At 33.1% G+C, this 24,807-nt stretch carries 19 protein-coding genes; 15 read left to right on the top strand and 4 right to left on the bottom strand.

Features of this window, described 5'->3' with window-relative positions; translation table 11 throughout:
* The first annotated feature begins 105 nt into the window (after positions 1–105).
* From LO744_RS18495 to metF, 4 genes are all read left to right on the top strand, one after another.
* Positions 106–1,266 (top strand): O-succinylhomoserine sulfhydrylase, encoded by a 1,161-nt coding sequence (locus LO744_RS18495; RefSeq protein ID WP_230672056.1) that lies wholly within the window; start codon positions 106–108, stop codon positions 1,264–1,266.
* A gap of 254 nt (positions 1,267–1,520) precedes the next feature.
* Positions 1,521–2,531, top strand: a complete 1,011-nt coding sequence (locus LO744_RS18490) for a homocysteine S-methyltransferase family protein (protein WP_230672054.1) — start codon at positions 1,521–1,523, stop codon at positions 2,529–2,531.
* Positions 2,532–2,622: 91 nt separating this feature from the next.
* Positions 2,623–5,289 (top strand): methionine synthase, encoded by a 2,667-nt coding sequence (gene metH, locus LO744_RS18485; RefSeq protein WP_230672052.1) that lies wholly within the window; start codon positions 2,623–2,625, stop codon positions 5,287–5,289.
* 40 nt (positions 5,290–5,329) lie between these two features.
* Positions 5,330–6,289 carry a methylenetetrahydrofolate reductase [NAD(P)H] gene (gene metF / locus LO744_RS18480; protein ID WP_230672050.1) on the top strand — a complete coding sequence of 320 codons (960 nt, stop codon included), beginning with the start codon at positions 5,330–5,332 and terminating at the stop codon, positions 6,287–6,289.
* A gap of 92 nt (positions 6,290–6,381) precedes the next feature.
* Here metF and LO744_RS18475 read toward each other — a convergent pair whose 3' ends face one another.
* Positions 6,382–7,533 carry a hypothetical protein gene (locus LO744_RS18475; RefSeq protein WP_230672048.1) on the bottom strand — a complete coding sequence of 384 codons (1,152 nt, stop codon included), beginning with the start codon at positions 7,531–7,533 and terminating at the stop codon, positions 6,382–6,384.
* A 99-nt stretch (positions 7,534–7,632) separates the two neighbouring features.
* Here LO744_RS18475 and folE point away from each other — a divergent pair, with 99 nt between their 5' ends.
* From folE to LO744_RS18435, 8 genes are all read left to right on the top strand, one after another.
* Positions 7,633–8,301: a GTP cyclohydrolase I FolE gene (gene folE, locus LO744_RS18470; RefSeq protein ID WP_066678416.1), complete on the top strand. Its 669-nt coding sequence runs from the start codon at positions 7,633–7,635 to the stop codon at positions 8,299–8,301.
* A gap of 131 nt (positions 8,302–8,432) precedes the next feature.
* Complete coding sequence (gene cysS / locus LO744_RS18465) at positions 8,433–9,899, top strand: cysteine--tRNA ligase (RefSeq protein ID WP_230672046.1); 1,467 nt, start codon at positions 8,433–8,435, stop codon at positions 9,897–9,899.
* A gap of 94 nt (positions 9,900–9,993) precedes the next feature.
* Complete coding sequence (locus LO744_RS18460; RefSeq protein WP_230672044.1) at positions 9,994–11,388, top strand: T9SS type A sorting domain-containing protein; 1,395 nt, start codon at positions 9,994–9,996, stop codon at positions 11,386–11,388.
* A gap of 167 nt (positions 11,389–11,555) precedes the next feature.
* On the top strand, positions 11,556–12,719 hold the full coding sequence (locus LO744_RS18455; RefSeq protein ID WP_230672042.1) for a T9SS type A sorting domain-containing protein: 1,164 nt from the start codon (positions 11,556–11,558) through the stop codon (positions 12,717–12,719).
* Positions 12,720–12,845: 126 nt separating this feature from the next.
* On the top strand, positions 12,846–15,491 hold the full coding sequence (locus LO744_RS18450) for a 4-alpha-glucanotransferase (RefSeq protein ID WP_230672040.1): 2,646 nt from the start codon (positions 12,846–12,848) through the stop codon (positions 15,489–15,491).
* A 101-nt stretch (positions 15,492–15,592) separates the two neighbouring features.
* Positions 15,593–16,603, top strand: a complete 1,011-nt coding sequence (locus LO744_RS18445) for a hypothetical protein (RefSeq protein ID WP_230672038.1) — start codon at positions 15,593–15,595, stop codon at positions 16,601–16,603.
* A gap of 182 nt (positions 16,604–16,785) precedes the next feature.
* Entirely contained in the window at positions 16,786–17,241 is a 456-nt protein-coding gene (locus tag LO744_RS18440) for a hypothetical protein (RefSeq protein ID WP_230672035.1), read from the top strand.
* 147 nt (positions 17,242–17,388) lie between these two features.
* Positions 17,389–17,898 carry a ferritin gene (locus LO744_RS18435; RefSeq protein WP_066678431.1) on the top strand — a complete coding sequence of 170 codons (510 nt, stop codon included), beginning with the start codon at positions 17,389–17,391 and terminating at the stop codon, positions 17,896–17,898.
* Positions 17,899–18,108: 210 nt separating this feature from the next.
* Here the strand turns inward: LO744_RS18435 and LO744_RS18430 are convergent, their stop codons facing one another.
* A complete protein-coding gene (locus LO744_RS18430; RefSeq protein ID WP_230672033.1) occupies positions 18,109–21,249 on the bottom strand; it encodes a UvrD-helicase domain-containing protein in 3,141 nt (1,046 codons plus the stop codon).
* Positions 21,250–21,430: 181 nt separating this feature from the next.
* On the opposite strand from LO744_RS18430, the gene LO744_RS18425 reads away from it, so the two are divergent.
* From LO744_RS18425 to LO744_RS18415, 3 genes are read left to right on the top strand one after another with little or no spacing between them, the layout of a single operon-like run.
* On the top strand, positions 21,431–22,177 hold the full coding sequence (locus LO744_RS18425; RefSeq protein WP_230672031.1) for a hypothetical protein: 747 nt from the start codon (positions 21,431–21,433) through the stop codon (positions 22,175–22,177).
* Positions 22,178–22,186: 9 nt separating this feature from the next.
* Positions 22,187–22,966 carry a carboxypeptidase regulatory-like domain-containing protein gene (locus LO744_RS18420; RefSeq protein WP_230672029.1) on the top strand — a complete coding sequence of 260 codons (780 nt, stop codon included), beginning with the start codon at positions 22,187–22,189 and terminating at the stop codon, positions 22,964–22,966.
* Positions 22,963–23,781, top strand: a complete 819-nt coding sequence (locus LO744_RS18415; RefSeq protein ID WP_230672026.1) for a carboxypeptidase-like regulatory domain-containing protein — start codon at positions 22,963–22,965, stop codon at positions 23,779–23,781. The genes LO744_RS18420 and LO744_RS18415 overlap by 4 nt, the downstream gene beginning before the upstream one ends.
* A 288-nt stretch (positions 23,782–24,069) precedes the next feature.
* Here the strand turns inward: LO744_RS18415 and LO744_RS18410 are convergent, their stop codons facing one another.
* Both LO744_RS18410 and LO744_RS18405 read right to left on the bottom strand, forming a co-directional pair.
* On the bottom strand, positions 24,070–24,582 hold the full coding sequence (locus LO744_RS18410; protein ID WP_230672024.1) for a GNAT family N-acetyltransferase: 513 nt from the start codon (positions 24,580–24,582) through the stop codon (positions 24,070–24,072).
* A gap of 2 nt (positions 24,583–24,584) precedes the next feature.
* Positions 24,585–24,806 carry a PspC family transcriptional regulator gene (locus LO744_RS18405; protein WP_066678441.1) on the bottom strand — a complete coding sequence of 74 codons (222 nt, stop codon included), beginning with the start codon at positions 24,804–24,806 and terminating at the stop codon, positions 24,585–24,587.
* Between the last annotated feature and the right edge of the window lies 1 nt (position 24,807).

The raw sequence follows: 24,807 nt of genomic DNA, 5'->3' as shown, positions 1-24,807 counted from the left end.
TAATGTAGCAGTTTACCAATATTTATTACAATTGTCATGCTGAGCTTGTCGAAGCATCTCATTATTACATTGCTAGACTGATACATTGTTACATTTTCAAAAAATATGGAAAATTTCGAAACCCTTGCTATAAGAACCCAAACCGAAAGAACTCAGTTTGATGAGCATTCTACGCCGTTATACCTTACCTCAAGCTTTGTTTTTGAAGATGCCGAAGATATGAGAGCAAGTTTTGCTGATGAAAAATCTAAAAATCTGTATAGCCGATTTTCAAATCCCAATGTTACAGAATTTACAGATAAAATTGCAAAAATGGAAGGCGCAGAAGCTGGTTATGCCTTCGCTACAGGAATGGCGGCGATTTATTCAACATTTGCAGCGTTGTTAAATTCAGGCGATCATATCGTAAGTTGTCAGTCGGTTTTCGGTTCTACTCATACATTGTTTACAAAATATTTCCCAAAATGGAATATTGAAACAACGTATTTTAAAGCAGAAGATGCCCTAAATGTAGAACAATACATTCAACCCAATACAAAAATCTTGTACTTGGAAACGCCAACCAATCCGGCGATTGAAGTATTAGATTTAGAATTTTTCGGACAGATTGCAAAGAAATATAATCTTATTTTCATTGTGGATAACTGTTTCGCAACGCCATATTTACAACAACCGATAAAATATGGAGCCGACATCGTGGTGCATTCCGCTACAAAATTAATTGACGGTCAAGGTCGTGTTTTAGGTGGAGTAGCAGTTGGAAGAGAAGATTTAATCCGTGAAATTTATCTTTTCGCAAGAAATACAGGTCCTGCAATGTCTCCCTTTAATGCTTGGGTTTTGTCTAAAAGTTTAGAGACTTTGGCAATCCGAGTAGAAAAACATTGTGAAAATGCATTAAAAGTTGCTCAATTCTTAGAAAACCATCCGAATGTAGAATTAACGAAATATCCTTTTTTGCCATCTCATCCAAGCTATGAAGTCGCAAAAAAGCAGATGAAACTGGGCGGAAATATCGTGGCTTTCGAAATCAAAGGTGGTATTGAAGGCGGACGAAAATTTTTAGATAAAATAAAAATGTGTTCGCTTTCTGCAAACTTGGGAGATACCAGAACAATCGTTACACATCCTGCTTCCACAACGCATTCCAAACTTTCTGATGAAGAAAGAAATGAGGTCGGGATTACAGCAGGTTTGGTTCGTTGTTCGGTAGGTTTAGAAAATGTGGATGATATCATTGCAGATTTAAAACAGGCATTAGATTAATTCAGTAGGGATGGGCTTTAGCCCATTCTAGAAGATGTATAAAGAAAGGCTTTAGCCAAAACTTAAATTAATTTGGGCAGCTTATCCGCCTGAATTTATCCTGAGCTTGTCGAAGGACTCCTGCTCAAGCCGGGCTGCAAAGATTCAGCGCAAAACCAGCCTTGACAAGGCTTATAAAAAGTTTGAAATAAATAAAAAGTCCTGAAAGGACGATTTAAATCAGAATAGGATGCAATCCTATTAAAATGAAAAAAATGAAAAATTCAGAACAATTATACAAAGCATTATCCGAAAGAATTTTAATTCTCGACGGAGCTATGGGAACAATGCTTCAACGATATAAATTTGAAGAAGAAGACTATCGCGGCGAACGTTTCAAAGACTGGGAACATCCTGTAAAAGGAAATAACGATTTACTTTCTTTAACGCAGCCAGATGCTATTCAAGAAGTTCATAGAAAATACCTCGAATCTGGAGCCGATATTTTGGAAACCAATACATTTTCGGGAACTACAATTGCGATGGCAGATTACCATATGGAAGATTTGGTCTACGAACTGAATTACGAATCTGCAAAAATTGCCAGAAAAGTTTGTGATGAGTTCACTGCTCAAAATCCGAATAAACCAAGATTTGTAGCGGGTTCTATTGGTCCAACAAACAGAACGGCAAGTTTAAGTCCGGATGTGAATGACCCTGGTTTTCGTGCAATCACTTTTGAAGAATTAAGGCTTGCTTACAAACAACAATCCGAAGCTTTATTAGACGGAGGTTCAGATATTCTTTTGGTAGAAACTATTTTTGATACATTAAACGCAAAAGCAGCACTTTTTGCCATTGACGAAATTCAGGAAGAAAGAGGAATTGAAATTCCAATTATGGTTTCAGGAACCATAACTGATGCATCAGGAAGAACGTTAAGCGGACAAACCGCTGAAGCATTTTTGATTTCCGTTTCACATCTTAATTTATTGAGCGTAGGTTTCAATTGCGCTTTGGGTGCAAACCAATTAACGCCTTATTTAGAGACTTTAGCTCATAATTCTGAATTCCATATTTCGGCATATCCTAATGCCGGTTTACCCAATGCTTTCGGGCAATATGATGAATCTCCCGAATTTATGGCAGAGCAAATCAGAGAATATGTAGAAAAAGGATTAATCAATATTATCGGTGGATGTTGTGGTACAACGCCAGAACATATCAAAGCAATCGCTGATTTGGTTGATAAATATGAACCAAGAAGAGTTAATGTAGCAATCTAATAATTTATCAATGTAACAATCAGTTTTGTTCTTAATAAAATAAAGAGTCTAATTGGTAAACTGTTACATTGATACATTGATAAATTAAACTATGAAATATTTAAGATTATCGGGCTTAGAGCCTTTAATTATAACTCCCGAAAGTAATTTCATCAACGTTGGTGAAAGAACGAATGTTGCCGGATCAAAAAAGTTTTTAAGGTTAATCAAAGAAGAAAAATTCTCTGAAGCTTTAGATATTGCCAGAGATCAGGTTGATGGTGGCGCTCAGATTCTGGACGTTAATTTTGACGACGGTTTGATTGATGGAAAGGCTTCCATGATTAAATTCCTGAATCTTATCGGTTCTGAACCGGATATTTCCAAAATTCCAATCATGGTAGATTCTTCCAAGTGGGAAATTTTGGAAGCGGGTCTGCAGGTTGTTCAGGGAAAATGTGTAGTAAATTCTATCAGTTTAAAAGAAGGTAAAGAAGAGTTTGTAAAACACGCAAAAACAATCAAACGATACGGAGCTGCCGTTATTGTGATGGCTTTTGATGAAGTAGGGCAAGCTGATAATTACGAAAGAAGGCTCGAAATCACCAAAAGATCGTATGATATTTTGGTTGATGAGGTTAAATTTCCTGCTGAAGATATTATTTTCGATTTAAATATATTTCCTGTGGCAACCGGGATGGAAGAACATCGCAGAAACGCAATCGATTTCATCGAAGCTACACGTTGGGTTCGCCAAAATCTTCCTTATGCTTCAGTAAGTGGTGGTGTTTCGAATGTTTCGTTCTCTTTCCGAGGAAATGATACAGTACGAGAAGCGATGCACTCAGTTTTTCTTTATCACGCCATTCAGGCCGGAATGAATATCGGAATTGTAAATCCGGCAATGCTTGAGGTTTATGATGAAATTAATAAAGAACTTTTACAACTCGTTGAAGATGTAATTCTTGATAAAAGAGATGACGCTACAGAGCGTCTTTTAGATTATTCTGAACGAAATAAGTCGGTAAAAAAAGAAAAAGTTGAAGAATTAGAATGGCGTACTCATTCATTGCAGGAGAGAATTACGCATTCTTTGGTGAAAGGAATCGACCGTTTTATTGAAGAAGATGTAGAAGAAGCACGACAGCAGGCTGAAAGACCACTTCACGTTATTGAAATCAATTTGATGACTGGAATGGGCGTTGTAGGAGATCTTTTTGGGAGCGGAAAAATGTTCCTTCCGCAGGTCGTAAAATCTGCCCGTGTCATGAAAAAAGCAGTGGCATATCTGCAACCTTTTATTGAAGCTGAAAAAGACGAAAAACAAAAAGCCAACGGAAAAATTTTAATGGCAACCGTAAAAGGGGATGTTCACGATATAGGTAAAAATATAGTGAGTGTAGTTTTGGGCTGTAACAATTATGAAATTGTCGATTTGGGCGTAATGGTTCCTGCAGAAAAAATTATTCAGGCAGCCATTGAACATCAGGTTGATGTCATCGGTTTAAGTGGTTTAATTACCCCAAGTTTAGACGAAATGGTATATATCGCCTCAGAATTGGAGCGTCAGAACCTTAATTTTCCTTTATTAATCGGTGGTGCAACTACTTCAAAAGCGCATACTGCAGTTAAAATTGATTTAAAATATAAAAATGCTGTCGTTCATGTGAATGATGCTTCCAGAGCGGTAAATGTGGTGAGTTCTTTGTTGGGCGACCGTAATAAAGAATATGTGGAAGATTTAAAAACTGATTACTCAGATTTTAGAGAAAAGTTTCTGAACAGGCAGGTTGATAAAGAGTATGTTTCTCTGGAACAAGCTAGAGCCGATAAATTTAAAATCGATTGGGACAACGAAGAAATATTTACCCCCAATCAATTAGGAGTTCAGGTTTTTGAAAATCAGGACTTGGAAGAATTGATTCCTTTTATTGATTGGTCTCCGTTTTTCAGAAGCTGGGATTTGCACGGGAAATATCCAAACATTCTTGAAGATGAGGTTGTGGGTGAACAAGCCAAAGAATTATTTGCAGACGGGCAGAAAATTTTAAAGAAAATTGTTGATGAAAAGCTATTAATAGCAAAAGCTATTTTCGGAATTTTTAAAGCTAACTCCAATGAAACGGATGATATTTTAATTTATGATGAAAATAATAAGGAGCAAGTTAAATTTTTAACGCTAAGACAACAGGTTCAAAAATCAAAAGGAAAAGATTATTTGGCATTAAGTGATTTTATTGCTCCTCAAAGTACCGGAAAAACCGATTATATGGGCGCTTTTTGTGTGACGACAGGTTTTGGAACTGATGAATTGTCGAATCAGTACGAAAAAGATAATGACGATTATAATGCTATCATGGTAAAAGCAATCGCCGACCGTTTTGCGGAAGCTTACGCCGAATTTTTACATAAAAAGGTTCGTACCGAATATTGGGGTTACGCCAATCAGGAAAGTTTAAGTAATGAAGAATTAATTGCCGAAAAATACAAAGGAATTCGTCCTGCTCCTGGTTATCCTGCGTGTCCTGATCATCTGGAAAAACATGCGATTTGGGATTTGTTGAAAGTGAAAGAAAATATTGGAGTTTATCTGACTGAAAGCTTAGCGATGTTCCCAACAGCAGCAGTTTCTGGATACTATTTCGGAAGCCCACATGCCAAATATTTTGGTTTAGGAAAAATTACAGAAGAGCAGGTGAAAGAATACTCCACACGAAAGGGTATTTCTTTGAGAGAAGCAAAAAAATGGCTTTCTCCAAATTTAGCAGACGGAATTTAAAAGTTCTTTTAAAAAATTAAAACTTACTATTATTTATTAAATGAAAATCATAGATCATATAAAAAATGCCAATGGGAAAACTTTATTTTCCCTCGAAGTTGTTCCACCTCAAAAGGGAATCGGGATTGAAGATTTATATAAAAACATTGATCCTTTAATGGAATTTAAACCGCCATTTATTGATGTAACGACTTCCCGAGAAGAATATATTTATATCGACAAAGGAAATGGTTTAATGGAGCGAAGAATTACCAGAATGCGCCCCGGAACTTTGGGGATTTGTGCAGCTATTCAACATAAATACAATGTAGATACGGTTCCACATCTGCTTTGCGGAGGTTTTACAAAAGAAGAAACAGAGTATCTTTTGGTAGATTGTATGTATCTCGGAATCGACAATATTATGGCTCTTCGTGGTGATGCAATGAAAGGGCATCAGTATTTTGAGCCAACGTTGGGTGGTCATGCCAGTGCAATGGATTTAGTCAATCAAATCAATAATTTAGGACGCGGAAAATACCTTCATAATGATGAGCAAATTTGTGATGAGCACAACAAGTTTTGCATTGGTGTTGCCGGTTATCCCGAGAAACATATGGAAGCTCCTTCAATGAATTATGACCTAAAGTGGCTGAAACAAAAAGTAGATGCAGGTGCAGATTACATTGTAACGCAGATGTTTTTTGATAATAAAAAATATATTGAGTTTGTTACTAAAGCAAGAGAAATGGGGATTACTGTTCCAATTATTCCCGGAATTAAACCTATTGCGACGAAAAAACATCTGAAATTATTACCACAGGTTTTCAAAATAGATTTACCTGAAGATTTGATTAATGCTGTTGAGAGCGCAAAAAATAACGAAGCCGTAAAACAAATAGGTATTGAATGGGCAATCAATCAATGCAGAGAATTATTAGATTTTCAAGTGCCAGTTTTGCATTTTTACTCAATGGGAAAAAGTGATAATATTAAGAAAGTAGCGGGTGAGCTATTTTAAATAAATGTATTAGTACAGCATTTAATACGTGTTGTATGAGTTAATCATCAAGATTTTCGGTAGTATCAAACAAAACGTATTACCGAAAATTTTCACAAAATAGGGTGTCTCTCAAACACCTTATTCTCATCAAACAAATAGCGGTATGTTGCCAATTTTCTAGTAACGGTAGTGTCAAGATTTTCTGCTATTTTTATCATTTTAGGATTGAAATCACCAATCCATTGTAGCTCAGTGGTTGTAAAATCGGTATGTTTTCTTAGATGTTGTGTACCTTCCCAAATCATATATCCTTCAAGGCCTTTTTTTTGCCATTCAGGGACAACTCCAAAAACTAGACCCACCATTTTTTCATTCTTTTTGAACTTTTTAACCCATAAGAATTTTAATTTTTCAATAATTCCAAATTTTCCGTTCAGATACTTAAACCATTGATTAAGGTCGGGAATATTCATCCACATGGCAACTGGTTTTTCATTTTCATATACAAACCAAGAAATATGTTCATTGATGATGGGTTTCATACTTTTAAACATTTTCAAGGTCTTTACTTCTTCCAAACATTTTCCTCCACCGTGTGAAGCCCAAGCTTTATTATAAATTAAGGTAAAATCTTTTGCAAATTTCTCAAGATTATTTTTTTTCATCGGTCTTGCTGAAATCTCAGGATTTTTGCTGTGTTTTGCATGCATTACCGTGAAAACTCTTGAAACTTCTGCAAAAATGGGTCTCGAAAAACAAAGCTGTTCAAAATATATTTTAAATCCATAATTCTCAAAAAGCTCTTTGTAATAAGGAAAATTATAATTCATGCAATATAAAGGTTCGATAAAACCTTCCATAAGAAGTCCCCAAAATTTATCGCGTTCTCCAAAATTGATTGGGCCATCCATTGCCTCAATTCCTCTCTCCTGAAGCCAGTTTTTGCAATGATTAAAAATAAAATTTGCAGTTTCCTGATGGTTGATACAGTCGAAAAATCCAATTCCACCGGTGGGTTGATTTTGTTCGTAGGATGTATTGATGAAGACAGCTATTTTTCCTACCGTTTCAGATTTATTTTTAAATAAAAATCTTATGCACTCTCCGTTTTTGTAAAACTTATTTTTTTCAGGATTAAAAACATCGTTAATGTCTTTGTCTAAAGGTCTTATATAGTTTTTGTCGTGTTGATAAAGTCTTGCGGGGAAATCGAGAAATTCCTTTTTTTGATGGGTATTTTGTACTTCTTCAACAGTAATCATAACTTTTTAGCAGAATAAAACCGAAAGGTAATATTTTTAAGCATAAATTGAAATAGCCGAAAAGATTTTATCCGTATTTTTGTTGAAAAATTATTTAAAATGGTTGATTTTACCGATAACGATGATGATATTTTTACAGGGAAAGAGCATACGCCAATCCGTGAAGATGCTTTTGAGAAATCGCCACAGGAAAAAATAGAAAAAATTACCGAGCTTTTTGGTGAAATTATGGAAACATTGGGTCTTGATATGACTGATGATTCTTTAAAAGATTCTCCGAAAAGAGTTGCGAAAATGTATGTTAATGAAATTTTTGGAGGTTTGCTTCCCGAAAATAAGCCAGGAATTTCTACCTTTTCAAATAAATACAAATATCGCCAGATGTTGGTGGAAAAAGATATTACAGTCTATTCATTCTGTGAACATCATTTTTTACCGATTATAGGAAGAGCGCACGTTGCTTATATTTCTAGCGGTGAAGTAATAGGCCTTTCAAAGATTAATAGAATTGTTGATTATTATGCGAAAAGGCCGCAGGTACAAGAAAGATTGACTATGCAGATTGTGGATGCATTAAAAGATGCATTGGGAACACAAAATGTAGCCTGTATTATTGATGCAAAACATCTTTGTGTAAATTGCAGAGGAATAAAAGATACAGCAAGTTCTACGATTACTGCAGAATTAAGCGGAATTTTCAGAACCAATCCTATTACAAGACAAGAATTCCTTCATTACGTAGGAAGTCATGCAAAACTGGATTATTAAAATATAAAATAATGATAAAATTTAAAAAAGTTTCAAACAAGATTTTCATCACAACCATTATTTGTTGTGACACAATTTGTTTTATCTAATTTTTGAATCTTAAAATCATTAAATCTTTTAATTAAAAATAAATGCAATTAAAAATATATAACTCGCTTACAGGCGAAAAAGAAATATTTAAACCAATTTTAGAAGGAAATATAGGAATGTACGTTTGTGGACCCACTGTTTACAGCAATGTGCATTTGGGAAATGTGAGAACTTTCCTCTCTTTCGACTTTATCTATAGAAGTTTAACTCATCTTGGGTATAAAGTAAGATATGTAAGAAATATCACCGATGCAGGTCACCTTACCGATGACGGAGATGTGAATAATGACCGTTTCGTTAAACAAACCCGTTTAGAAAAATTAGAACCTATGGAAATTGTACAGAAATATACTGTCGATTTTCACAAGGTTTTAGATATGTTCAATTTATTGCCACCGAATATTGAGCCTACAGCAACGGGGCATATCGTAGAGCAAATTGAACTAACTCAAAAATTAATTGAAACAGGTTTTGCCTACGAAAGTAATGGTTCGGTTTATTTTGATGTATTGGAGTATAATGCAAGAGGCTTGAATTACGGAGAATTATCAAAACGTAATATCGAAGAACTTTTTGCCAACACAAGAGATTTAGACGGACAAGGTGAAAAGAAAAATCCTCAAGATTTTGCATTGTGGAAAAAAGCCTCTCCTGCGCACATCATGCGTTGGAATTCTCCTTGGGGAGAAGGTTTTCCGGGATGGCATCTAGAATGTACTGCAATGAGTACAAAATACTTAGGTGAAACGTTTGATATTCATGGAGGGGGAATGGATTTAAAATTCCCGCATCACGAATGTGAAATTGCCCAAGGAAAAGCTTGCAATGGAGCTTCTCCGGTAAATTACTGGATGCATGCCAATATGTTGACAATGAATTCTCAGCGTATGAGTAAGTCAACAGGAAATTATATTTTACCAATGCAGTTGGTTTCTGGTGAAAATGATTTTTTTGAAAAATCTTTTCATCCTGCGATTGTTCGTTTTTGCTTTTTACAGGCACATTATAGAAGTGTTTTAGATATTTCTAATGATGCCATGTTGGCAAGTGAAAAAGGTTTCAGCCGATTGATGGAAGCGTTAAAAATATTAAATTCAATCACTCCAAATGATGAAAAACAATCTGGCTTTAATCTGAAGGATTGGAAGACGAAAGCGTATGATGCATTAACCGATGATTTTAATTCACCGGTTCTGATTGCTCATTTATTTGAAGCTGTGAAATTTATTTTTGCTTTAAAAGATGAAAAAGAGACAATTTCTACTCAAGATTTAGAAGATTTAAAATCAACAATAAATGCTTTCGTTTTTGATGTTTTAGGACTACAAAATATTGAAGAAAATAATAATGAAAAATTAGATCAGACCTTGCAAGTCTTAATTGAGTTGAGAAATCAGGCAAGAAAATCTAAGAATTTTGACCTTTCAGACCAAATTAGAGATAAACTTCTGGCTGAAGGAATTGAGCTAAAAGACGGAAGAGAGGGAACTACATACTCTATTTCTTAGTCTTCTTATTCTTAAAATTTAGATCCCTTTCAAATTAATCATTTGAAAGGGATTTTTTATTAGCTTTGAGAAATATCAACTAAAACTATTAACTATGATAAAAAAACTATTTTCTTTTATTCTTTTGCTCTTTTCATATCTGGTATTGTTTTCTCAATTTAGTTGGCAGAAAATGAATACAGTATATCCTTCAAGTGTCGACAATGTTTCTATTCATTACAGTATTGTTAACGAGCAGGTTATTTGGGCTAATTATTGGAATACTAATGGCAAAGTAGCCTTCACAAAAAGTACGAATGGGGGAGCTACTTGGAATGCGATACCCGCAGTATTTCAATACAATGACTATAATTTTAGAGTTACAGATTTTTTTGCAGCTTCAGAAAATGTTGCCTTTTTAGGAACTACCTTCCAGAATAATATAGGAAGAGGCCGTCTATACAGAACAACTGATGGAGGTAATTCTTGGATTCCAATAAAAGACTTTGCTACAGGATTAACTTATGTACATTTTTGGGATGTAAATGTCGGAATTGTGGTTTGTTATCCAGATATGAATACTAATGGTGCTAAAAAAATCGAGATATTTAAAACTACAGATGGTGGAGTGACATGGATTCCGAAAGGAGGTGCTTTGCTTACGAATTCAAAACCTAATCAAATTCCTAGATATATAAAAGATGATTTGGGTGATTCTTTTTGGTTTGGCTCTAGTGATGGTGAGATGATTAAAACTAATGATAAGGGCACAACATGGACGGTAACACAAACACCTTATACTTCATCTCATTATGATGTTGATAGTAAAAGTTTAGGGCATTTTGCAATTATTGATGCTAATACGGCATATTTTACAGATTACAATACTGGAAAACTATATAAAACGACGGATGGCTTTTTAACAGAACAATACATAGGAGATCCTGGATTTGGTCGACAAACCTTTTTGGAAAAAATCCCCAATACTGATATTTTAATTGCTGTATCTGGGAGCTATAATCCAGGAAGCTTAAGGGGGTCTAAATATAGTATTGATGGTGGTCTTACATGGGTTCTTATTAATAATATAGGTAGAGGAAATGTAAAGTCAAAAGGAATTGATGCCACTTTTGCTTTTGGATGGGATGGTTTAGGTGGATGGGATGATTATTGGAGAATCGTAAAATTAGCTGGAAGACCAATTGATCCTCAAAATCCAGGAACTCCTCAGAATCCAGGAACTCCCCAAAATCCGGGCAATCCTCAACCAGGAACAGGAAATGATTCTGATATTTTTGCCATTTACCCTATTCCTACAGGGGATTATCTGCATATTAAATCAAAAATTTTATTAGATTCATTTTCTATTTGGGATTTTTCCGGAAGATTAATTTGGCAGGGAAAAAGTGCAGATAATAGAATAAATGTTTCAGGACTTAGCAAAGGAGTATATTCTGTTTCTGTATTGCATCAAGGCGTTCTTCATTATAGAAAATTCATTAAAGAATAAATATTTTGAATGATGTGTTGTATTGAAAAAAGATAAAATCTTATTTTCGGTTTGCTCGAAAAATATAATGCTCTCATTACTTTTGTTTTGAGAGTTTTTTTATTCTCTTATTCAAGAAAATTATTTAACTTAGTAAGACTAAAACAATTACAAATAAAAATTAACACATGAAAAAACATTTATTCCCTATTATCTTACTATTACTTGGAAATACAATCAATGCACAGCAAGATTTTTTTGCTTTGACAGGTAAAAATTCTCCAAGAATTGAGTTCAGTGATTTCCGTACGATGAATTCAGATGGAACTTCCGGTGAAAGCATTTTTAATGTTTCTTCAGAAGCAAAAGTAGTTTCTCAATCAAGAAAAGCTTCAATTACTGAAGACAAAAATTCATATAATCATGCTCAGGCTATGACTTTGGCGGCTTTAGCTTATGATTCTTCGGGCAATAATTTGGTGTATATGCCTATGTTTTCATCTAATATTTATGTTTTAAATCAAAAAACAAAAGAGATTACTTTAGTTGAAAATTCTGTTGCGAGAGTGACATCTTGCGATATCAATTCACATATTACAAGAATGACGAATGGTTATGATGGTAATATTTACGCCATCAATAATTCAGGGACACAATTTATTCAAATAAGTAAAAAGAATAATCAGTATGTGGTAAATGACCTTGGGATTATTAAGGATGATGCTTCAAACGGTAAAAATTCATTCACGGCAATGGAAACTGGTTTTGGAGGTGATATGATTGCCGATGCCGATAATAATTTCTACGTTTTTTCAGCATCTGGAAATGTATTTAAAGTTTCAACTAAAGAATTAAAAGCAAAATTCGTTGGAAAAATTACAGGTCTACCCGAAGCATATTCTGTGAATGGAGCTGCTGTAAATTCTAAAGGAAAAGTGGTGATTGCAAGTGCAAAAGGAGCTGCTTTGTATGAACTAAATCTTAATAATCTCGAAGCAAAACAACTTCTTGGTGAGCAAAATCTGCATATTTATGATTTGGCAAGTAAATATTTTGCGAATGATAGAGTTGCCGTTGTCAATACGTTGGCAAATATTGATATCTACCCAACTAAAGTTGATGAGCAGACGATTACCGTAAATGTAAATGATAAAGCAATAAAAGGAAATATCAAACTGAATATTTTTGATGTTTCCGGAAAATCGGTGTTGAATACAAGCTTGTTGGTAAAAGATGGAAGCCTTAATCAACAGATTCACCTTAGAAATTTGGTGACCGGAACGTATGTAGTGAGCATTACAGGAGAATCTGGTAAAAACTTATTGTCTAAGAAAATTTTAGTAACTAAGTAAATTCACTTTTTTATAATATTTTAAGACCTTTTCTCAATATTGAGGAAAGGTTTTTTAATGAATATTTGATATTGTAACAGCTTGTTTTTCAATTTTTAAGCGTATTTTTAAGGAAAATAGACATCGATGAAATTATATTTTAATATTGAATATCATGCAAAACCCGGCGAAAAACTAGAATTGCTTATTGATGAAAAAGATTCTGCCAATCGAAGTTATATGATGTTTTATGCTGACGATTTATGGAAATGTGAAGTAGATTTTTTTTCGAAATCAATGGTATATAAATATCAACTCAAAGATGAAAGAGGAAATGTTTTGCGTGAAGAATTTGTTCAGCATCATTTGAATTTTTCTCATAACTACAAAGAGTTTTTAATTTTTGATGAATGGAATAACAAAAATTTTCCTGAAAATTATTTGAATAATAAAATTCTCAGAAATAAACTCAGTCAATTCATTCCACGAAAAATTGCAGTTTTAAAAAAACATACTCATGTATTCAGAATTGAAGCACCTATTTATAATCCGAATTGGGAAATTGTTTTAATAGGAAATACGGCTTCTTTAGGGAATTGGAGCTATGAAAATGCTATTCATCTATCTCAGACAGATTTCGGAATTTGGGAAGCCTCTGTTGATATTCCGGAAATTCAGTTGATTCAATATAAATATGCAATCTTCAATCAAACAGAAGGAAAAATAATTGATATAGAAAACGGTGAAAACAGATCAACAATTCCTAATCTGCAGAAAGATGTTTTGCAGATTGTTGCCAATCATTATTTCAGGTTTAAGTCTTATCAAATGTATCACGATGCAGGAGTTGCAGTTCCTGTATTTTCATTACGAACCGAAAATAGTTTCGGAGTAGGAGAATTTTCAGATTTAAAAAAACTGGCAGATTGGGCAAGCAAAACTTCTTTAGGAATTATTCAGGTTTTACCGATTAATGATACCACTGCTAATTATTCATGGACAGATTCGTATCCTTATGCCGCAGTTTCCGTTTACGCTTTACATCCGCAGTATATTTCAATTGAAAGCTTATATTTTAGTTTACCGAATGAATTAGTTGAAGAATACCAAGCTGAAAAATTAGCATTAAATTCTTTAGATTTAATTGATTACGAAAAGGTGATTTCCGCAAAATGGAAATATCTTAAAACTATTTTTACTATTGAAAAAGAGAAGATTTATAAAGACAGAAATTTTAAAAAATTCATAAAAGATAATGAAGAATGGCTTTTGCCTTATTCTGCGTTTTGTGTGTTGAGAGACAAATATAAAACCCCAAATTTTACAGAATGGAAAACCCACAAAAAATATATAGCAGGTAAAATTTCACCATTTTTCTCACCAAAAAATAAAGATTATGATGCTTCAATGCTGCATGTATGGGTACAGTTTCAGCTTCATAAACAGTTGAAAGATGCTCTTGACTATATTCATCGTTTAGGAATTTCGTTAAAAGGAGATTTGCCAATCGGAATTTACAGATATTCTGTAGAAGCATGGGCAGAACCAGATTTGTTTGGTATGGATTTTCAGGCTGGAGCTCCGCCAGATCAATTTACAGAAATCGGACAAAATTGGGAATTTCCGACTTACAATTGGGAGGCGATGAAAGCAGACGATTACAGATGGTGGAAAAACAGATTCAAAGCTTTAGAACAGTATTTTGATGCGATGAGGATTGATCATATTCTAGGGTTTTTCAGAATTTGGAGAATGCCTATTTCTGCGACTCAGGGTATTTTAGGATATTTTTATCCTGCAGTGCCGGTACTTTTTGATGAATTTAAAGCGAGACATATTCCGTTCGATTTTGAAAGATATTGTAACCCGTTTATCAATGATGAGATTTTGTGGAAATATTTTGGAGAAGAAACCTTTAAAGCTTTAGAGTTTATCAATAAAAACTCTAACGGAAATTATCAATTTAAAGAACAGTTTAATACTCAAAGAAAATTAGTTGATTATTTTAAAGATAAACCTGAAGATATTTCTGAAAAATTGACTTCACTATGTGCAAATGTTTTGTTTTTAACTGAAGAAAAAAATGGGAAAACGGTTTATCATCCAAGATTTAATGCTTTTAAAACAGAATCATATCAATATCTTTCTGATGGAGAAAGAAGGTCTATTTACGAGCTTTATCAGGATTATTTCTTTAAAAGACAAGACTATTTGTGGAAACAAAAAGCAATGGAAAAACTTCCTGTCATTTTAAATGCAACAGATATGTTGATTTGCGGTGAAGATTTAGGAATGATTCCCGATTGTATCCCTGAAGTGATGGATGAATTGGCGATTGTTGCGCTAAAAGTTCAGAGAATGCCTTCAGGGAATATTCCGTTTTATAATCCTAAAAAAGCAAAATATTTGAATGTGGTAACGGCCTCTTCTCACGATAGCTCTACGCTTCGACAATGGTGGAAAGAAAACCCCCAGGTAACGCAAACTTATTTTAACCAACAATTGAATCAACAGGGAAAAGCGCCTGATGATTTAGAGCCTTATTTGGCTGAAATTATCATGAAGCAGCATCTTTACAACGATGCGATGTTGGCGATTTTTCCAATTCAGGAGTTCTTTGCAATGGATGAGAATTTAGTCAATCCAAAGATTGATAATGAGAGAATTAATAATCCTGCAGTATTTCCACACTATTGGCGTTACAGAATGCATATAAATATTGAGAATTTAACAGATAATTTAGAGTTTAATCAAAATATTTCAAATTGGATTCATGAAAGTGGTAGAAAATAATTAAAATTATAGGTCTGAAAATCAATTCATTAAAAATATTTAAGAAGAAGTTTTATCCCTTGATTTAACTTCTTTTTTTTATCTACATCCAAAAGATAAGAATGAAAGTTCTGAGATTAACCCAATTAATGATTAACCCAATGAAAAATATATTTATAGGATTTGCACTAAGTTTAGCAACGTTATCATTTGCTCAGCAGTACCCAAATAATGGGTGGGGTAACGATGGATCTTACGGAAATAATGATGGATACTACAATGATGATGATGACAGAAATTATTTTCCAGATGATTATTACTACAATTATCCTCAGGATTATTATCCTACAGATTATTATCAGAGCTATTACAACGATTACAGACAGAGTATCATCAATATCAACTGGAACGGATTTTTTGCGCAACACAGATTAAACCGTTGGCAAATTGATCAGATTATGTATCTGAATAATTTATACTCAAGTTTTGCTTCGTGGAATAATTTTTACCGTTACAACCCAGACAGATGGTATTATGACAGATTTTATGCAATGGAAAGAATTTTGGGGCCAAGAGTTTTTGTAGTTTTCCAAAACAATTATTATCACGGTTCTAGCCCGATTATATATTTCCAAAATTATAGAAGATCGCATTATGTTCCGACATACAGGGTAATGCCTCGATATAGAAATGTGAATATTAATATTTATAGAGTAGACAGAGGTAGCTTCCGCAGAAATGATAACCCAACATTGAATATTGTAAGATCAAGAGATGTTGGTGGTGTAAGAAAAGGAAGTTCTTCTGGCGGTTTTAGAAATTCAGATTCTAATAATGGCGTAAGAAATGATAACGGGAACAACGGAATTAGAAACAATAATGGAAATGGAGGAGTGAGAAACAATGGCGGATTCAGAAATGATAATGGAAGAAATGAGGGAAGCCAAAGACCAAGAGAAGCGTCACCAAGACCTGAAAGCAATTCCCCAAGAAATAATGGAAATGGAGGCTTCAGATCTCAGCCACAAAGAGAAAACTCGAGCCCGAGACAGCAAAATAATGCACCGAGACAACAGAATAATTCTAGTGAAGGAAGAAATTCAGGGTTCCGAGGGAATTTAGTAAGAAATTAATTTTTATATATTATATTTGAGTGGTGTTGAGAGTAGATTTTATTATCTACTCTCTTTTTTATTTTAAAAAATTAACGAATAATTAATAATTAAATTTAACAATTTTTATGAATTTCACTTTTAACTTGTTGCGAGATTTTGTATCAAAAAGATATAACAAAACAATTAATTAATTTAAGCACATGAAAAAATTAGTACTAGCCGCAGCCTTTATCGTAACAGGAAGTTTTGCAATGGCACAACAAGCAAATCCTCAGGATAAAAAAATCAACAGAGAAGAAATGCATAAAAAAATGGAGCTGAAGCAGCAGGAAAGAATAAATGAAATGCAGAAAGAACTCAACCTGAATGAAGCTCAGGTAGCAAAAATAAAAAACCTACAAGAAAAGCGTAAAGCTGATATGAAAGCCGAGTTTGAAAAAAACAAAGGCGAAAGAAAGGCTAAAATGGAAAAAATGAAAGCCAAAAGACAGCAAATGGATAATGAGATGAAAACTATCTTATCTCCTGAACAATATGATAAATGGCAGGTTTCAAGAAAAGCTAAAATGGAAGAAAGAAAAGCGATGATGAAAGAAAGAGGTATGAAACACGATAGAAAAATGATGGCGAAACCTCAGTCTGGAGCTTCAATTTAAGCAAATGTGAAAATTTGTAATTTTGATTTTTAATGTTAGAAGGGCAGAAGTAATTCTGTCCTTTTTTATATTCAATCTAAATCTAAATTTTGTGAAAATTTTTCAATTTGCCTTTTAATGCGTAATTTTGAGTATAAATTTTTTATTATGGTAAGTGAAAAAATTGCACAGCTAATAAACGAACAAATCGCGCACGAGCAATATGCGGCTCAATATTATCTTTCTATGTCTGCTTGGTTTTCAGCAAAAGATCTTGACGGAATTGCCAATTACTTCAGAGTTCAAAGCAAAGAAGAATTGATGCATGCCGACAAAATGTTTGATTACTTAAATGATGTAGGTGGCGAAATTATCTTAGGTGAAATCGCAAAACCACCACATGAGTTTGAGAATGCAACTGATATTTTTGAAAAAGCTTTGGCGCACGAAAAGACGGTAACTAAAAGTATTTTTAACATTGTAAAAAATGCAAATGAAGAAGGAGATTTTGCAACAACTTCATTCTTGCAATGGTTTATTATTGAGCAGGTAGAAGAGGAGGCAAGTGCTTCTCAGTATGTAACGAAAATCAAAATGGTTTGCGATAATCCTTCTGCATTATACCTATTTGATCAGGAATTGGCGAAAAGAGTTTTTGTAGCAGATCCTACAGCTTAAAATATTTTTAATATTATAAAATTTCGGCGGCACCAAAAGTGTCGCCGAAATTCTTTTAACTGCAAAAGTATCAAAAGAAATGATTGGAAAAATAGAAATTCAAAAGTTTACAAAATGTAAAAGTCTCATTTTATCATTTGTTTTGCTTGCTTTTGAAAAGCTTATATCATACTAAAATCTTTTGTCGCTTATGCGGTTAAAAAATAGTTATTAAAGATAAATTAGTTGTGTTTTAATTACCTTCATTCCCAGATGTTCTAAAACAGATTGATAGGTTTCAATTTGTTTATCATTCTTTTCAGTTTCCATTCCGGTTTTAAAATCAACAATAATATAACCTTCATCACCTTTTAAAATTCTATCGGGACGATACATTTTACTGATTCCTCTTTCGGAAATCATAATATCTTTCTCGTTGATGACTTTCCATTTTTCATCGAAAAATTCTGAATATTGGTGGATGATTTTTTTGAGGTCGTCTTTAATGTTTACCTTTTCTTCGAGTGTAATTTGACCTTCCAAAACATAGGTTTCTAAAACTTTATCAATATCTTTTTCGGTATTGATTTTTGAAAGCAATTCGTGTACAAAAAGCCCGATTCTTACTTTCTCATTTCTTACTTGATAATTTTTTGACGGAGTCGCAATCTTTATCGCGCTTGTATTTTCGTGCTCGTTTCTGAGGTTCTGAATGTTTTCCGTTTTAAATTCGGACTTTTTGTGGAAAATTTGCTTTTTCAACATTTCAGGATGAGTTTCATACAAATCAAATTCATCAAGGTCTTGCAGGTTTTTAGACTGTACAAATTCCAGAATTTCTAAATTATTCGAAGTTTTATTTTGTTTCTGAAGATAAAAGAACAACTGCTCTACCGGTCTCGTTGTTGCCACATATTGTAAACAAAGTCTGTCGACAAGGTTTTTGTAAGAATTTTCCTGATTAAATTTTTCTATTCCCTCATCGTAAACTTCAAGGTTTTTACTAAACTGATTGATGTTGACCGATTTTAAAACCGATTTCTCATCCGTTTCAAACCAGTTGCTGAATTCAGAATCACGATTTTTATTCATCATCGGAATAAAAACTACCGGAAATTCAAGTCCTTTTGCTTTGTGAATCGTCATGATTTGAATGGCATCAATATTTTCAGAAGCCTGAATCGTATACGTTGAAGCTTCTTCGTCCCAATATTTCAGAAATTCTTTAGTACTTGCTCCGGCATTTTGAGTGAAATTGAAAAGCATTTCCAAAAAGTTAAGAAGGAAATCAGTTTCTTTATGTTCTATGGAAAATTCGTTGATATAATATTCAATAAAATTATAAAGGTTAAATTTTGGAAAATGGTCCTGTTTCAGCTTTACATGATATTTTTCTTCAATGAATTGAATAATTGTTTCATGTTGTTCCAAAGCCAGAATTTCTTTCATATTTAAAGTAAAATCCGGCATGCTGATTCTTCCGAGTCTGTTGAGATAAAACATCGTCATAATCAGATGAGGTTTGTTTTTAGGGTTGGTTTCCCATTTCAAAAACTCAACAACAGCCTTCAAAGTATTCGATAATTCTAGCGTTAAACCTTTATCTGAAATCGTTTTAATATTCGTTTCTTCTCCATGATAATTGACTTTCAGATTTCCTAATTTCTGGGAATAAGAGAAAATGTCAAAATTTCCGCGACAGAGGATGGTAATGTCAGAAAATTTGAATCCGTTATTTAAGCATTCCTGAATATCTTTCTGCATCTTCTCGGAAACATCGTTGTAGAAATCTTCATTCGTTAAATTTTCAATCAAATTTACTTTTACTCGCCCATCAATTTTCGCTTTTGGATTTTGTTCGCCATCCACCCCAAAAATATGTTGATGTTCTTCCTCCAGATTTAAAGAATGAAAATGATACAGCTCATTATTAAACTGAACGATATTTTTAGCACTTCTCCAGTTATCTTTTAGGACTAATAATTCTGCTTCTTTAGGTGCAAATTCTTTTTTGTTGATAATATCCAGCATTAGTTTGCTTTCACCACCTCGAAAACGATAAATACTCTGTTTCGGGTCTCCCACCAAAGTAAAAGAAGTGTTTTCTGTCGAAATACTGTGGTCTCTCAACGGAACAAAATTCTGCCACTGCAATTCTGAAGTGTCCTGAAATTCATCAAAGAAATAATGCTGAAACTGTGTACCTACTTTTTCATAAATGAAAGCAGAAGGCTCATTTTTAAGATTTTCATTAATCAGAATATTGAATTTTGAAAGCAAAACCAAGTCGTTTTCTTCCTCAATTTTTCTCAGTTCATCCTGAATATCTTTATTTACTTTCAATGGCAGTAAAGCTGAAAGTATTTTTTCTTTTTTCTGAGTTTCAATGAATAAAAGAATCAGTTTCATTCGATTTTCAAGAAGCTGTTCCAATATTTCTGAAATCTCACCGTCTTTATGTTTTGATTTTGCGGCAGCTCCTTTTCGGTACTTTTCAACCACAGATTCTTCGGTAGCTGTTGGAAAAGGAAATCCGGGTCTTTTTTTCTGATAAAAATCGACAACTTTTGTGAAAAATCCTCCTAGTCCGTTTTTTCCTTGTGCAAAATCTTCAATCTCAATATTTCTTGATTTAAATAATTCAATTGAGCTTAAAGCTAATTCTAATGCTTGCTTTTTATTTGAGGTAATATCTTTCCTTAATGTGTTTTTAATATTTTCATAATTCTCATCATCAAATTCTTTGTTGTTTTTAAGATGCTCATAATGAATGTCTTTTACAAATTCTTTCGCAGAATCGTATAGATTTTTGTTCAGATTAATTTTCTCATTATTTTCAAGGCTGTAATCTACATAATCCATAAAAGAATTAGAGATATTTTCATTTTCTCCAATCTGGTCAAGCATTTTGTCAACTGCTTCAATTAAAAAAGGTTCTGCATCAATTTCGAGATTAAAATTTTTAGCCAGACCCAATTCGTAAGAAAAACTACGGACTAAACGTGAATTGAAACGGTCAATTGTTCCGATATTTATGGTAGAATAATTATGAAGAATATAATCTAAAAGCTTTTTTGAGCGGAGGTGAAGTTCATCAATCGTTATTTTTACCCCTTCATTTTCAAATGCTTTCTGAATGTTTTTAAGGTCATTATTATCTGCGTAATTCTCAGCGGTAAATTTTTCAAGCCACGAGAGAATTCTTTCTTTCATTTCGTTGGCAGCTTTGTTGGTAAACGTTAATGCCAAAATATTTCTGATAGATTGATGTTGATTAGGATATCTCAGACAAATCATCAGAAGTCTCTGTACAAGAGCATACGTCTTGCCGGAACCCGCCGATGCGTTGATTACAGTATATGAATTTGACATTTTTTACGAAAGATTTTATGCAATTTAGATAAAATTTATTTGAAAATTTAACAAAATGAAGCCGATATTTTAACAGTTTTGAACTTTAAATTCAAAAAAAATATTAAAACCCGTTAAGTCTGGTTAAACTTGCTGTGTTAATGAAAAATAACTTTAGTTTTGTTTAATAAAACCATAATCCGTGAAATTTAAATTACTCTTTATTTTATCTATTATTTCTTTCGTTCAAATGAATGCTCAAAATTATATTTTTGGGAAGATTTCATCCGAAGATTTGTCTGAAGTTCCGAATGTCACTGTAATCAATATGCGTACGGATGAGCAGGCTTTTACCAATAGAGATGGTCATTTTATGATTTCGGGAAGACAAGGTGATGTTCTTCGGTTTTTTAAAAACGGATACGAAAGAACAGACCAAAAAGTGTCTAAAGATAATCTAGAATCTCCGATGAATGTGAAGTTATTGAGAGCTGCAGAATTAATTGCCGAAGTGGAAATTAAAAAAGGGCTCAGCGGAGACTTGAAAATTGATTCTAAAATGCTAAATCCTCCAAAAAAAGTGGAGAAACTGAAAGCAGATATCAATAATTATCTCAAACAAAAATCTGACCCTAGAATTTTAGCCGCTAGACCCGGTCAATTTGTGCAGCCAAAAGGGGAGGGTTTCTCTATTGGAAAGGTGAAAAACAAATGGGATGACCTTGATTTTTCAAATTATCTGGCATATGCTTTAGGAGACCAGTATTTTAAAGATTTGAAAATTGAAAAACCTTTTATTAATCACTTTATCAATTATGTTCTTGCTGGTGGATTTGAAAGGTCAAAGATTTTGAAATACGGTTTTGTAAGTGATGCAGATTTAATGAGATTTCAAAGGTCTGTTTTGATGCGGATTTCTTCCTATAAAACTCCTCAGACTCAAAAATAAACACATCTGATGAGAAAAGTTTTAGCGGTATTTTTCTTTTTTATGACAATATATTTCTTTGGTCAGCAAAAAATATCAGGGAAAACTTTGAGTGAGAATGATATGATTATCACCTCAGTTCTGGTTGTTAATATTTCAAATAATCAACAGGTTTACAGCAATTCTTTGGGCGAATTTTCTATTGAAGGGAAAGAAAAAGATGAAATCAGGTTTGTCAAAAAAGGATACGAAAGAGCTTCAAGAAAAGTTTCAGATACAGAATCTTCAATGAATGTAATTTTGGTGAGAATTCCTGAAGAAATAGAAGTAGTAGAAATAATTTCTACAACCGGAGATTTGGCAAAAGATTCTAAAAGACTGACTAAAATAGACAAAAAAGAGCAGCTTCAAAAAGATATCGGTCTTCCGAAACCTCCAGAAAAACCTCGTGAAGTTCCGGCGGAAGTAAAGAAAGTTTTATTGGCGGCGGCTTTTGGAAATGTAGATGTACAGGCTGTTTTTGATTTGATAAGCGGGAAATCCAGAAGGCAGAAAAGATGGTATAAGTATGAAGATATGCAAGATGATATTCTTTGGATAAGAAAAAGAATTGATGATGACGATTTTGTGAAAGACGGAATTCCTGTTGAAAGAATTTCAGAATTTTTAGAATTCAGTTTTATCGTCAAGCCACAAATAAGGTCTTATGTGAAAGCTAAAAATATATCACGAGTACTATTTAATTTGGATGAAATTATTCCTGTTTATGTAGATAGGCTCAAAGAAAATAATATGAAATCTAAAGAATGAAAATGAATATTGCTTTTCATAAATTGGTAACTGTAGTTGCTTTGTTTACGATGATTTTTACATTTTCCCAACAACACATTTCAGGTAAAATTATTGATGAAGATAAAAATGCTTTAAGTAACGTTTTAATTTTTAATACTACCCAAAATATAAAAACATACAGCAATACTTCAGGAGAATATGCGATTGAAGCAGAAGAAAATAATGAAATAAGATTTATAAAAGAAGGCTTTTACCGTATAGATAAAATTATAAAAAAAGAAACACTACAATCTAGCATTGAAATACAACTTGTAAGAGCCGAAACGTTGATTCAGGAAGTGAAAATTGATTATAAACCTTCCGAAAATCTTGCGAAAGACAGCAAACGTTTAGATGATTCTCCGAAAGTAGCTTCTTTAAAATCTTCAATCAATGAATACATGAAGTCTGAGCTGAATGAGCCACTTCCTAAAAATGAAATTCCAAAATCTTTTCAAGGACACGATTTTAAGGCAGGACATGTAAGTTTAGATATTTTTGAAACGATTGCAACGATAGTTTTTTTGACTAAAAAAGGTTCTATAACAAAAAATACTACTCCTAATTATGTTGAAACTCAGAATTTTCTTGCTAAAGTGAAAGCTGAAGTAAATCTGACGATGTTTAAAAAATATGGGATGGATGAAGAAAAAATAGACCATTTCCTTGCTTATGCTGAACAAGTAAATCATCTTTCAAAAAAATATCGCAAAGATTTTAATAGCGCTACAATTTTGAGTGAGCTTCAGACTGCATTTGTAGAATATTCTAAAGTGAATAAATTAAGCGATTGATTTTTATTCAAAAAGTCTGTTTAAGCTAATTTTCCTTTACTCACAAAAGACAAAAGATATTTGAAATGTATTTTATTTAGATATTCAAAGCTCTCAAAAGAATAAAAATCAAAGATTTTTGAAAATTGATGTGTTCTTTTTTTAAGCTTAATGATAAGCTTACATTTAAAATATCTAAATCTTTTGTGCCTTTTGTGGTTAAATAAGATATTCGCAATCATCTGTGAAAATCAGCGTAATCATTAGGCAACAAAAAATCCAAAGTAGATAACTTTGGATTGTATATTTTTAATGATAAACAATATCATAAATTTCATCTTTCACTTCTTTCAGATTTTCCGGAGTGTAGTTGGCAAGTAGCCAGAGCGGAAGACTTTTTTTACCTTCACCATAACTTGGCTGTACGTAAGTTTCGTCAATTAGATTAAAACCGTTTCTCTTATAAAACGAAAAACGTCGTTTAGCATCTTCATTTAAATCTTCTGGCTCTATTTCCAAAATAATTCTAGGATAATTTTTAAACAAATAATCAGTAATGTGTGAGCCCAATTTTTGATTTCTGAATTCAGCAAAAACCTCAAAATGTTCCACAAAAACATAGTTTGTTAATTCCCAAATAATAAGGTAACCGATATTTTCAGAATGATTTAAGACAGAAATTATTTTTACATTCGGATGGTCAAACAGTTTTATAAACTGAGGCCATTCTCGCCTTTCTTCTGCTGGAAAGGTTGTTGAATAAGATTTGAAAATCTGCTCTACACGATAATCATCGTGTGATGTAATTTGTAAAAACTCCATATTTAAAGGTCAAAAACGCTTGGTCGTCTGGTGATAAAAATGTCTTTAATCCAAAGGATAAAAGCCAAGCCAAGATAAATTAAAAAGAAAAATCCTGCCGTTGCAAAGGTAGAATAGATAAAGAAAATTCTCAGTTTAGAAACCGGAATTCCTAGTTTAGCACCCATTCTTGTGAGTACACCAAACCATTCGCGTTCCATTTTGTGGCGTAGATTATCAAACATT

This window comes from Chryseobacterium turcicum (assembly GCF_021010565.1).
GTDB classification, from domain to species: Bacteria; Bacteroidota; Bacteroidia; order Flavobacteriales; family Weeksellaceae; genus Chryseobacterium; species Chryseobacterium turcicum.
This window is presented reverse-complemented; position numbering and strand designations above follow the sequence as displayed.